Source organism: Haematobacter massiliensis (assembly GCF_000740795.1).
GTDB classification, from domain to species: Bacteria; Pseudomonadota; Alphaproteobacteria; order Rhodobacterales; family Rhodobacteraceae; genus Haematobacter; species Haematobacter massiliensis.
This window is the reverse complement of the sequence record NZ_JGYG01000008.1, coordinates 15193-27893: the sequence shown is the minus strand read 5'-3', so window position 1 is coordinate 27893 and position 12701 is coordinate 15193. Positions and strand designations below refer to the sequence as shown.

At 64.2% G+C, this 12701-nt stretch carries 8 protein-coding genes; 1 reads left to right on the top strand and 7 read right to left on the bottom strand.

Annotation, left to right across the window (positions count from 1 at the left end; translation table 11 throughout):
- Nucleotides 1–397: 397 nt before the first annotated feature.
- The 6 genes from CN97_RS12460 to CN97_RS12435 form a co-directional block, all read right to left on the bottom strand.
- Complete coding sequence (locus CN97_RS12460; RefSeq protein WP_035711952.1) at nt 398–1510, bottom strand: ABC transporter permease; 1113 nt, start codon at nt 1508–1510, stop codon at nt 398–400.
- A gap of 1 nt (nt 1511) precedes the next feature.
- A complete protein-coding gene (gene rbbA, locus CN97_RS12455; RefSeq protein WP_035711950.1) occupies nt 1512–4280 on the bottom strand; it encodes a ribosome-associated ATPase/putative transporter RbbA in 2769 nt (922 codons plus the stop codon).
- Nucleotides 4277–5344 carry an HlyD family secretion protein gene (locus tag CN97_RS12450; RefSeq protein WP_035711947.1) on the bottom strand — a complete coding sequence of 356 codons (1068 nt, stop codon included), beginning with the start codon at nt 5342–5344 and terminating at the stop codon, nt 4277–4279. The genes rbbA and CN97_RS12450 overlap by 4 nt, the downstream gene beginning before the upstream one ends.
- Nucleotides 5345–6196: 852 nt before the next feature.
- Nucleotides 6197–7573, bottom strand: a complete 1377-nt coding sequence (locus tag CN97_RS12445; RefSeq protein ID WP_051911219.1) for a Dyp-type peroxidase — start codon at nt 7571–7573, stop codon at nt 6197–6199.
- Complete coding sequence (locus tag CN97_RS12440) at nt 7573–8316, bottom strand: hypothetical protein (RefSeq protein WP_051911218.1); 744 nt, start codon at nt 8314–8316, stop codon at nt 7573–7575. The genes CN97_RS12445 and CN97_RS12440 overlap by 1 nt, the downstream gene beginning before the upstream one ends.
- A 37-nt stretch (nt 8317–8353) precedes the next feature.
- Nucleotides 8354–9430: a catalase family protein gene (locus CN97_RS12435; protein WP_211253698.1), complete on the bottom strand. Its 1077-nt coding sequence runs from the start codon at nt 9428–9430 to the stop codon at nt 8354–8356.
- Between the two features lie 200 nt (nt 9431–9630).
- Between CN97_RS12435 and CN97_RS12430 the strand changes: the two genes are divergently transcribed.
- Entirely contained in the window at nt 9631–10233 is a 603-nt protein-coding gene (locus CN97_RS12430; protein WP_035711945.1) for a TetR/AcrR family transcriptional regulator, read from the top strand.
- 1069 nt (nt 10234–11302) lie between these two features.
- On the opposite strand, the gene cysG is transcribed toward CN97_RS12430, so the two are convergent.
- Nucleotides 11303–12691: a siroheme synthase CysG gene (gene cysG / locus CN97_RS12425; protein WP_035711943.1), complete on the bottom strand. Its 1389-nt coding sequence runs from the start codon at nt 12689–12691 to the stop codon at nt 11303–11305.
- Between the last annotated feature and the right edge of the window lie 10 nt (nt 12692–12701).

Sequence of the window (12701 nt, the reverse complement as noted above, 5' to 3'; positions counted from 1 at the left end):
CGGATCTCTGTCACCATCGTTCGTCGATCAGCAGAGCAGGCGGTCAACGTCGCCGCAGCTATCGGTTTCGCACGCCCAATGCCCGCATTCGCACACGGCCTCGCCAGCTAAGTCCCGACGGTATCGCGCATTGCGAGGAATGTGGTGTTTGCTGGGCCATCTTCATGGAGAGGGCCGGAATAAATATGCTGTTGACGGGATGGCGACCTTCGGCAGGGCGGCAATGCTTTGGACCATTCCCAATGCCATCGCTTCGATCTCCCCGTGTCAGGGTCCGAGCATGCCGATACCGGGGGCCAGCATGGTCTGGGAGCAGCCGCTTTCCTCCACCGCTGGTATCTGGGCGGGCCCTAACGGAGCTGGAGCATAGGAAAGGCGATCCGCAGCATTTCTATGTTCAGCGAAGAAAGGCGCGAAATCGCGTTAGCGCCAGCGTGAAGAGTACGCCCCCGATGACAAGCAATGCCAGGAACTGCGGCCAGACCACGTTAAATCCCGCCCCGCGAAACAGGATGGCCTGCGACAGCATGACGAAGTGGGTTGTAGGCGCACCTAGCATGATGTTCTGAACGAACTCCGGCATGCTCTCCCTCGGTGTCATCCCTCCCGAAAGGATCTGAAGCGGAAGCAGAACGAGAATAAGGAGGAGGCCGAACTGCGGCATGGTTCCGGCAGCCGTCGCCAGGAAAATTCCCAGAGAAGTCGTTGCAAAGAGCATCAGCACGGTGCCTGCCAGAAACAGGAGCAACGAGCCATTCAGCGGCACCCCGAGCCAGATCTCCACCACCACCTTGAGGCTGATGGCGGTTGCCACAAGCACGACCAACCCCATGGCCCAGACCTTGGACAGCATGATCTCCAGCGCCGTCACCGGCATCACCAGAAGATGCTCTACCGTTCCATGCTCCTTCTCCCGGATCAGCGCCGCGCCTGTCAGAACGATGGACAGCAGGGTAATGGAGAATGTGACGTTGTTCACTGCGGAGAACCATGACGTGTTCAGCTGCTGGTTGAATTTCGCGCGAAGCACCATATCCACCGCCGGTCCGCTGACGTCACGGGTGCGGGACAGGTATTCGGTGATTTCGCTGGAAAGGATCTGCTGGATGTAACCGGCGCCTGTGAAAGCCTGCGACATGCGCGTAGCGTCGATGTTCAACTGAATTTCCGGCCGCTTGCCTGCAAGCAGATCCTGCTGGAAATTCAGCGGAATATCGAGAGCGAAGGTGTCCAGCCCCTGATCCATCCGCCGATCCATCTCGGCGATCTGGATGTCGTTCGGCGCTACGAAATAGGGAGGATAGAAGGCCGAACCAATTCGCGCAGAGACTTGGGACCGGTCCTCGTCCACGATGCCGATCGTCGCCCGGTTCAGCGTCTGCGGGGTCGCACGGGAGGAGGAGTATACCGACAAGGTGAAGCTGTAGACGATAAGCACCATCATGATCGGATCGCGGAGCAACCCGATCAACTCCTTGAGGCCCAAAGTCCAGATGTTCTGAAGACGCATGTCACCTGGCCTGTTTTCGGAGCAGAAGGACACCAAGACTCAGGATGATCGGGGCGGTGATAGCCAGCGACCACATATCCCGCGAGAGTTCGGCAAACCCCAGACCTTTGGAAAAGACCCCGCGGGAGATCGTGATGAAAAAACTCGTCGGATAGATCTGGCCGACGAATGCGCCGACCCCCTCCAGCGAGCTTACGGGGTCGATCAGCCCTGAGAATTGCACCGCGGGGATCAGCGTGAGCAGGGCCGTACCAAAGATTGCGGCCGTCTGGCTGGAGATGAAGCTGGATACGAGCAGCCCAAGCCCGGTTGCGGAAATCGCATAGAAGAAGGCCGCGAAAGCAAGTGTAAAGTAGTTCCCCGTCACCGGCACCTGAAAGACGGTTGCCGCAAGCAGGGTGAGAAGCACGAAGTTCAGCATCGCCAGCACCACGTAAGGCAATTGCTTGCCCATCAGGAATTCCAGACGTGTGACGGGCGTCACGTAAAGGTTGATGATGGACCCGAGCTCCTTTTCCCGCACTACGGACAGAGCGGTCAGCATCGCCGGTATCACCAGCAGAAGTATGGGGATGACAGCGGGCACGATGGCCATGATGCTGCGCATCTCCGGATTGTAGCGATAGCGAACCTCCAACGCATAGGGCTGCTCCCCGGCGGCCTGACCGAAGTGTTCGCTGATCTGGCGTGTGAGCCAGCCGGAATGCAGGCCCGTTGCATATCCGCGGACCGTCTCGGCGCGCTGAGGATTTGCTCCGTCGATCCAGATGGAGATTTCGGCGGGATCACCCCGCTCGACCGATCGTGCAAAGCCTGGGGGAATCTCCACCGCGAGAGCGAGCTTCCCCTCCTGCATCCGGCGGTCCATCTCCTCATAGCTGCTTAGCGGCTCCTGCTCGATGAAATATCGCGAGCCGGAGATATCGAGGGTGTAATCGCGGCTCAGGTTGGTCTGATCCCGGTCCAGCACGGCAAAGGACAGGTCCTCCACATCCATGTTGATACCGAAGCCGATGACGAACATCAGAATGACGCTGCCGAGAAGCGCCATGGTAAGTCGGATGGGATCACGCAGCAGTTGCAACGATTCCAGCCGGCAATAGCTCAGCAGCCGGCGGACGTCGAAGCGCCGCATCACTGAATCCTGCCGCTTCACCTGTTCGATATCGTCGGCACTGCCGGTGCTGGCACCCTCACCCTGGGCCTCTTCCAGATAGGCGATAAAGGCTTCTTCCAGCGTATCGACGCCTTTGCTGGCAATGATCGCCTTCGGGGTATCACTGATCAGGACGTGCCCGGCATGCATGAAGGAGATACGATCACACAGCGCGGCCTCATTCATGAAATGAGTAGAAACGAAGATCGTCACCATGTCCTTCCGGGACATGTCCGCAAGAATCCGCCAGAAGTTAGCACGCGCAATGGGGTCGACGCCGGACGTCGGCTCATCAAGGATGAGGATCTCGGGTTTGTGGATCGTCGCGACGGCCAGGGAGAGTCGCTGACGGATGCCGAGCGGCAGATCATCCGGCAACGCATCCATTACCTCGGAAAGGTTGAAGCGTTCCGTGGCCTCGGCGATGCGAGGCGGGATATCATCCTCCGGTATCTCGAAAAGAAGCGCGTGGAGTCTCAGGTTCTGATGCACCGTGAGTTCGCTATAAAGCGAGAACGCCTGGCTCATGTAGCCGACGCGTCTGCGGATGGACATGTCGTTCGGTTGCACCTCTTCACCGAACAGTCTGGCGGTTCCTTCGGTGGCGGGAAGAAGCCCCGTCAGCATCTTCATCGTGGTTGTCTTGCCCGAGCCATTGGAGCCCAGAAAGCCGAAAATCTCGCCCTTTGCGATGCGGAAGCTCACATCGTTGACGGCGGTGAAATCGCCGAACTTCATGGTGAGGTGTTCGGCCTCGATGGCGATCGTCTCATCGCTCCCGGCGGGGCGAGGCGCCATCTCCACCTTGCTGCCACCTCCCTGTGCTTCTTTCGGAAGCAGGCTTACAAAGGCGTCGTCGAGCGTTTGCGTCCCGGTTTTCTGGAGCAGATCGGCCGTAGGGGAGGACGCGAGGATCTTCCCCGCGTTCATTGCAATGGTCCAGCCGAACCGCTCTGCTTCCTCCATATAGGCGGTGGCGACGATGACGCTCATACCGGGCCGCGTCTTACGTATGTCGTCGATCAGATCCCAGAACTGGCGGCGCGAAAGCGGGTCTACCCCCGTTGTCGGCTCATCAAGGATCAAGAGCTTTGGATCATGGATCAGCGAGCAGCAGAGGCCGAGCTTTTGCTTCATCCCGCCGGACAGCTTGCCCGCCGGGCGATCGGCGAATTCAGAGAGCCCGGTCGCCCGGAGCAAACCTTCGATACGTTGCGCGCGCTCCTCTCGATCCTGCCCGAAAAGCCTCCCGAAGAAATCGACATTCTCGAAAACCGACAGTGTGGGATAGAGGTTCTTGCCGAGGCCCTGCGGCATGAAGGCGATGTCGGGCATGATGGCCGTGCGGTGCTCGTTGGAAGCGATATCGCCGCCGAGTACTTCTACCGTTCCGGTTTGTATCTCGCGCGCGCCGCAGATGAGCGAGAGGAGGCTCGACTTTCCAACCCCGTCCGGGCCGATCAATCCGACCATCCTCGCCTTTGGCACGTCAAGCGTGATGTCATCCACAGCGACAGTTTTACCGTAGATCTGGCTCAATCCCTTGATGCGGACAACGTAGTCTTCGCCGCCTTCCTCGCCAGGCTCCGGCGATACGCCGCTGCTGTCGGTCATTGCACGACGTTCCGAAGGTTCTCAGGCCATTCTACGTCATGATCTACCTTGACATACGCCATGCCGGGCAATCCGGTCTTGACGACGTCCAGATATTTCTTGAGCAGGTCAGGCGACATGCGCGCGCGAACGCGGAACATCAGCTTCTCCCGCTCATCCGCCGTCTCCACGGTCTTCGGGGTGAACTGGGCCACGTCGGCAACGAAGCTGATGACGGCAGGGATGACATCCTGCGGAGCAGCGTCCAGAACAATGCGCGCTTCAGAGCCTACGGCCAGCCGGCCCGCCTGGGCGGTCGGCAGGAAGAAGGTCATATAGACATCCGCGAGATCGACGAGGTTAAGCACCCGCCCTCCACCTGAAAGCACTTCTCCCTCTCTGGCCACCAGATACTGCACACGCCCGTCGCGCGGCGACGTCAGGGTCGAGTCGTTGATGGAGGACACGATCGCGTCGATAGAGGCTTGTGCTGCGGCGACTGAAGCATTCGCATCGACGACGGCTGCGCGGGCAGCCCCGATGCCTGCATCCGCGGCTGCCGACTGTGCCTCTGCAGCCGCAAGCGCTGCCTTGGCCTGTTGTGCGGCTCCCCGATCGTTGTCGAGCGTCTGCTTCGAGAGGTTGTCGTTGCGGGCAAGGGCCTCCGACCGCTGAAGCCGCCGATCCGCGACATCGACCGCGGATGCATTCTGGTCCACCACGGCCAGCGCCTGGCGTTTCTCCGCCTCCCGCTGCGCGACGACTGCATTGGCAGTCTCCACCGAGATCCTGGCGCGGTCCCGCTCTGCTTCCGCCTGTCGGCGCTGCGCCTCCAGCTGGACGATGTCCATGCGGGCCAAAACCTGGTCACGTTGGATGAGATCGCCTTCGGCGACAAGCAGCTTGTCCAGCCGTCCTGCTCTCAGCGCGGAAATGTCGATTTCGGTCGCCTCGATGCGACCGTTGCCAGAAGCGATTCCGGTTGGCAGTACCGGTTGATTGTACTTCATCCACGCCGCATATCCGCCCACGGCTGCGATCAGGACCAACCCCGCCAGTACCCAGCGCTTGTCAAGCTTCGCCATTACCGGCCTCCAGCTATACCGAATTATCACGGTATCGCTTAATCTCGGGGTTTCAATCGTTGATGCTCATGTTGTTCGGCGAAATAAATAATACAGGCGACCGAGCACAGGCACCGGGATGTATTGCCCCGTCGGTTTCTGGCAACCGGGGGCGCATCCAGGCGCAGCCGTTCCCGAGTTTTTCACCGCCATCGGATGCCGGACAGCATAACGCTGGGGTTCGGTGCTATTGGAGTTGCACTGGTCGGGACATCCGGCAGAATGGCCTGAAATCTCCTAGCCGATCACCGCGGCGCAGCGACGTGGCTCGGCTAGCGCGTCGCGGCACAGGCCGCAGCATACTTTGCCCCCGATTTTGCCGCTGAAACGGATGCGCTCAAAGCCGACTGGTACCGACCGAACCAGGGAGCGGTGCCGCAAGATGGATTGCAAAGACGGCCCGGAGCACCCGACGCGAGGGCATGCGCGAGAGCGCATCCCTCAACACCGATAGACATACTGAGCCGCATCCTCTTCGGCGCGCGCTGTGCATTGCTGACGGCTTCTCCCCCGGGGTGCTGTTCGGCCCCTGCCGGAGAGTCTGTGCCTGGCGTGTCGGCGGGGCTCTCAACCGGCTGGTTGACGGATGTCTCATGCGGGTCATGAAAGCGAGCCTGAGGCTGCCGTCGCCGCTCCTCGGCTTGACCTTCACCGCCATTCTGGACCAGGCGTCGACAGGGTGATCCTCGCGGTCGGCCTTTGGGCAGGGTATGCCGCCGCGGATAGGCGGAAGGCCGTCATCCGGCCTTCCATCAGGGTCGCAGATGGGCATCCCGTCCCAATCCTTGCGCCACAGCCCTTGTGGCGGGTCGGTCAGGCGACCCAGTCTCCCTTGCCGATCCAGTGCAGCGCCGAGAGCGACGGCATGAACAGGTACTCTCCCCCGCGCAATCGGTTGAAGGTGGTGACGCCGGACACGCGGCGGCGCACCGGGCGGGCCGGGATCGTGAACTGGCCCGGCTCGGAATGCAGACCGACGATCGGATCGCGCTCCTCGCCCAGATCAAGGAAATTGCCGCGGTTGATCCATTCCTGTTGCAGAAACTCGATGGTGTCGAAGGCCCGCGCGCTGATGAAGATGAAGAACAGGCCGCGCTGATCGTCGCCATCCTGATCGGCGGTGACATCGGGCGTCCATTTCGGCCCGAAGGTCGAGGATCGGCGGATGATCCGGTGGATATTCTCATCGGCCAGGATGGTCGTGGGGCTGCCGCGCGGGTTCATCCGCCGGGCATGGGCGGCATGGGGGCAGATCAGCCCCTCGGCATCATCGGCATAGTCGAAATCATTATTGCGCGCCCCGTCCGCGCCCAGCGGCGCATCCTCGCCATCCGGCGCCAGGATCAGCGGCGCGCCGGACCGCCAGCGGCCGAACATCTTCGCGGCCAGCCGGTGCCGATCCTCGGGCGTTTCGGCATGGGCGCGCAGGAAGTCGTTGAACGCCCCCACCCGGCTGTCATATTTGCGCAGCACCACGAAGCTGCCGTTGCGTCCCAGAACCTCGGGCTGCGGCAGGACCAGAGGCTCGCCGGTCTCGCTGGCCTCGCCCAGGATGAACTCTCCGGCGGCGATGGCGCGTTCCTGACCCGGCTGCGGATCGACCCCCGCCCCCGCCACCGTCGGCTGAGAGATCGAGTCGCGAAAGCCGAACGGGTTCTCGGCATCCTCGTCGGCGCCGAATTCATGCGTGCCGATCAGCCGCACCCCGGTCGACGCCGCATGGATCCCCATCGCCGTGGCCACCGCCGCATCCAGGGCCGCCTTGTCCGCCGCAAAGATCGACAGGGCGATGTGGCAGGTCTTGTCGCGATAGGCGGGTTCCCAGGTATCGGGGGCGTTTTCGCCGCTGTCGCGCAACTGGTGGGCGCGGGCCGCCATGCCCTCGCGGAAGGCCAGGGGGAAGCTCGCCAGGGCGTCGTCGGGCAGGCCAAGCGCCTGCAATCCGGCATGGCTGATGGCGATGCCGGTCCAGGCGGTCAGATCCTCGGTCCAGTCGGCGGCCGAGGGGATGTGCCGGGCCAGCCGCGCGATCAGGTCGCGCCCGCCCGCCGCGTCCTCGACATGCAGCATGGCGTGCAGGCCGACATAGGGTTCGGGCCGCGACCGCAGGATCAGCGCCTGAATGTCGTCCAGTTGAAGCGACACCCGGTCGCGGCGGAAACGGGATCGAAGCGTGTCGAGAATCCGCATCAGTAATCCACCCCCTCGGGGACCGAGACGGCGGCGGACAGGTCTTCCAGGGCCGCGCGGGTGGTGTCGTCCATGTCCCGATTCCCCGACATCTTGTCCAGAAACTGCTGCAACGCCCTGTCCATCCGCTGATAGCGGCGCACATCGACGACCGTGACCTGCGGATTGGCCACGAACCAGCCGGCGGCGTCGATCTGAAGATCGGCGATGAAATCCTTGACCGTCGGAGAGGTGATGCCCGGCCAGCCCTCGATATTGGCAAACAGCAGGTCCATCAGATCGGGGATCTTGGTGGCGAAATCGTTGATATAGGTGTCCCAGTCGCCGTCATAGGCGGTGGCGAAGATGATCCTTGTATCGTCGTCGATGAACACGAAGCGCATGTTGTGCAGCGTCGAGACCTTCTGGGCGCCGTCGAAATTGCCGCCGGTCAGGTCAAAGATGCGGCGCAGCCGTTCGGCCCCGCCCGGCTTCAGTTCGGCGATGGCCGTCAGTTCCGAGACATTGCCCGACTGCCGCCCGGCCCGCCCCGCCGAATGAGAGCTGCCGTCATACAGCGGATTGTGGTCGCGGATCAGACGGTTGATGGCGATCTTGACGATGGTGGGGGCGTCGGCGGCGATCTCGGTCGCGACGCGGCGGAATTCGGCCAGGCGCGATTCCTGGTCCAGACGGGGATCCTTGGTGCGATCCTTGGTGCGATCCTTGCTGCGGTCTTTGCTGCGGTCCTGAATGTCGGACATGGGGCGTGTCTCCTTTTCGGTCGGTCTCGGCTGTCGGTCAGTCGGGGATCTCGGCCAGCGATCGGGGTTCGGCGCGCGGCACCGCATTCAGGCGATGGCGCTGCGCCGATGACGAGTCATAGGCCAGCTTGCGCACCCGCATGATCGCGCCCAGCGGGCGATGGGCGGCAATGCCGTTCCACGGGTTGAAGGCCAGATGCACGTCGCCATGCACCTGCCGGGCCGGGGTATAGGCGTCCTGGGGGTCGAAATGCAGTCGGGCGATGGGCCGGTGCGGCGATTGTTCGGGATCCCACAGGACCGAGGCATCCTCGACCGGCATGGCGTCAAGATCGGTGCACAGTTGCGCCCGCAGGTCATAGGTCGCACCGGATCGGGCGAAATGCCCGGCCACCGCATCGCGCATGGCGGAAAAGCCGCCCGTGACCGGCTGGTCCGTCAGATCGGCCACCGCCCCGCGCGGCGCCAGCGACAGCTTGGCGACATGATCGCCAAAGCGGATCGCGGCCTGGGTATGAAAGGTCTCGCCCAGAATATGCGCATTGTCGCGGGCCAGCCCTTGCAGGGTCGCCCCCGGCTGACGGCCAAACGCCTCGATCGCGTCGGATGCCCCGCGCGCGGCCGCCGCCACCAGCCGTTGCAGCGCGTCGGGCGCGGCGGCATTGCGTTCCAGCAGCGTCAGCATCTTCTGATACCGGGCCACCGTCCCGAAGGCCAGAACCGGGAAATTGACCATCAGAAAGTCCTGATTTTCGCCGCCCAGATCCGGGATCAGCCGCGCGCCGGTCACGCCGATCACCTTGAGGGCGAAGCCACGCGGGGCAGGAACCTCGTCGCTGTGGATGTCGCCCGGCGCCGAGGACAGGCGGGCCACGATCTCGTAATCGCCGGGCTGGGCAAAGATGCCCTGCGCCAGTTCGGGCGCCAGATCGGCGGGAACGGTCATACGTCCCTTCAGGATGGCGTGGCTCTTGGCATGGGCATCGCGATGGGCATGACGATGGCGCTCGGCATTGTCGGCCTGGCTGGCGGCCATTTTGGCGACGATTTCGGCCGAAATACGGTCCTCGTCAGGTTCTGGCACCTCGATGCCGTCGGAATAGGAGATGAACACGGCTGGCCTTTCCTGCGGCAAGGGGTGTCTGCGACGTCTTATGAGGTCACGGGTCAACGTCCCACGGCCATTCAGGTTTCATGTGATATGTGAAAATCATCATCAGACGCCTTCTCTCCCCTGCATTGGGGGTATCGCAACGGCTTCCGAAACGCCTAGATCTGGCGGGAGACATCCTCCTGCAGATCGGAACGCCCGTCATGAAGCCATCCCTCGAACGCCGGTCGCGGCGTGAAAGTCAGGAGGCCACGCGGACACGCCTGCTGGAGGCGGCCTTGCAGATCATTAGCAGCGGCGGGGTCGCAGCGGCCTCAATCCGGGGAATCTGCCAGCGGGCGGGGTTTACGCAGGGGGCGTTCTATTCCAACTTCGAGAGCATCGACGATCTGCTGCTGGCCCTGGTTGACCGGCATATCCAGACACTGGCCCGCGAACTGCATGCCAGTCTGGATGAGACCCGCGATCTGCCGCTGGACAGCGCGATGCAGCGCATGGCCGCGCATCTGTCGCGGCTGGCGCGCGATCCCACCCTGTCGCTGATGCTGGTGGAACTGCATCTGCATGCCCGGCGCAATCCCGCCTTCGCCGTGGCCTTTGAGCCTGTGCGCCGCCGTCATCGCGCCGAGTTCGCCGGCGTCGCCGCCGCGATCTTCGACGCCCATGGCCTGCAGCCGCAGATCGGCGCCGATCACCTTGCCTCAGTGCTGATGTCGCTGTGGTCTGGCGTGATCCTGCACCATCCGCCACAGGACAGCCTGTCAGCCGAGGAGCATATGTTGCTGGTCTTCAAGGCACTCACCTGACCTGCGGGGTCGGGCGGGCCGAGGATCACGCGTCCGTTGCGCGAGGTTATACAGACACCGATGCGCGCGATTTCTGCCCTTGGGTCAGAGCCGTTCAGTGGGATGCAGGTCATCTCCTCTCGAGTGGTTACACATTGGCGCGGTCGGCAGCGAAATGTGGCGGCTCCGCCATTCGATGGCGATGATTTGCGGAGCGGGGCTCGAAGCGATCTTGGCCGCGCGGGCAGGGGAGGCTTCGATACCAGCTGACCCAGGGATCGAGCCCTGCTGGCAACAGAACTGGAGGGCATCGACATCGTCGCGGAAATGACGGGTACTACCCCCGTCTGCCCAATTTCCTGCCGCGATGCAGCCTGCATACTCGCCCACGCGACCGATGGCGGAGCCGGACAGGGCAGCGCCGGCGAAGACGCTCTGCTTGAGCCAGCTGAAGGGTTGGGTTGCGGGGGCACGTCTTTGCCGATGGGAGCATGAGTTGCGCATGCCCCTTACCGTAGCTCCGGGAGAGCCGGGCGCGCGGCAGGGCATAAGATAATGGCACGCCCACGGCTTGCGCCCCGCTGGAGGTCGGCGCTGCATCTTCTTTGCCGGAGCGAGGATTCCCTCGTGGGGCTGGGCATCAGAGCGCGCATCTGCCTCCGTCGCCGTGCTGCTCGCTGATCTGTGGCGCCTGCGTTCGAGCATATCTTTGAAGGCGGGGATGGCTTCGGTCATGGTAAGAGCCGCTGCTTTTCAGGGGCAGCCACGCGGGTCCGTCGGGACGGCTCGGACCTGAGCGCGCAACCGCTGACACGGCGGACCTCAGGACCGGGTTTTGACAGCCGCGTTGGTAATCGTGGTCAGGTTGCCCGACGTGGCGCGGTGCTTCCGGCGTCCTTGCAGGGCCAAGGCTTCTGGCCCGAAACGGCTAACAGCTCGTGAACGGGCGTGGCAGGACTGCTACGGCGCAGCCGCGACGGCGCGGGCGCGCTGGTGCATACGCCCCATGTCGATAGCTCTCCTGACCACCGTTTTGGCTCATTGCGTCTGATCCGCCTGCAACGGGCACCAAAGCGTGAACAGGTACCGATCAGGCGACGGCGCGCGTCGCCGCGCCCTGTGCCGCCGCCCGCTTGTCGCGGCGCACGAAGATGATGGCGGGGGCGGCAAGGCCCGCTGCCGCCGCCTCCTCCACCACCCGCCCCAGCGTGGTGGTCAGGCTCTGCTGCCGGGGGGAGGAGGCCTCGCTGACGATGGAGACCTCCGTGCCGGGCTCCACCCCGGCCGCCGTCATGCTGCGCACGATCGGACCGAGCTTGCCCATCGCCATGTAAAGCGCGAGCGTGGTCCCCGGCGTGGCGAGCGCGCCCCAGTCGGGATCGGCATCGCCGGGGCGGCAGGTGCCGGTGGCGATCACCAGCCGGTCGGTGGCGCCCCGTTCGGTCAGCGGCCGCCCCATGGAGGCGGAGGCGGCGGAGGCGGCGGTGATACCCGGCACGATTTCCACCGGGATACCCTCGGCGCGCGCGGCCTCCAGCTCCTCGCTGGCGCGGCCGAAGATGCCGGGATCGCCGGATTTCAGCCGCACCACCCGCTGGCCGCGCCGGGCAGCGGCGACGATCACGCCGTTGATGCGGTCCTGCGGCCAGGCATGGGCGCCCACCTCCTTGCCCACGAACACCCGGTCGGCGTCGCGGCGGGCGAGATCCAGCACCTCCGGATCCACCAGCCGGTCGTAGAAGATCACATCCGCCTCCTGCAGCCGCTGCACCGCGCGCAGCGTCAGCAGGTCGCGCGCCCCCGGCCCCGCACCCACCAGCGCGATGGAGCCGCGCCCGCCATCGGGCACATGGCCGGCCAGGGCCGCGTCCTTCAGCAGGCGGGCCGCCTCCGCCTCCGCGCCGCGTGCATGCAGCGCGCGGGGGCTGCCGTTGAAGGCCCAGGCCCAGAACCGGCGCCGGTTCTCCTTCGGCACCGTCTGCTCCACCAGCCCGCGCATCCGCCCGGCCAGCGCGGCCAAATGACCGAGCCGCGGCTCCAGCATCTCCTCCAGCCGGGTGCGGACCTGCCGGGCGAGCACCGGGGCGGTGCCCTCCGTGCCGATGGCGATCACCAGCGGGTCGCGGTCAACGATGGAGGGGGTGAAGGCGTCGCAGAGTTCGGGGCGGTCCACGACATTGACCGGCACGCCGGCCGCGCGGGCCAGATCGGCGGCGGCGGTGTCGCTCGCCTCATCCCCCGTCGCCACGAAGGCCAGCGCCGCGCCGGCGAAATGATGCGCCACCGGGGCGCCCGGATGGTGCGCCGCCCGTCCCGACGCCACCAGCGCCGCCAGTTCCGCGTCCAACACCTCGGCGCAGATCAGGATCTCGGCCTCTGTGCGCAGGATCAGGCGGACCTTGCGAGCGGCCTCCTCATCGCCGCCGACAAAGACCACGCGGCGGTTTTCCATCTTCAGGAACATCGGGAAGGTTTTCATCGGATTGCTC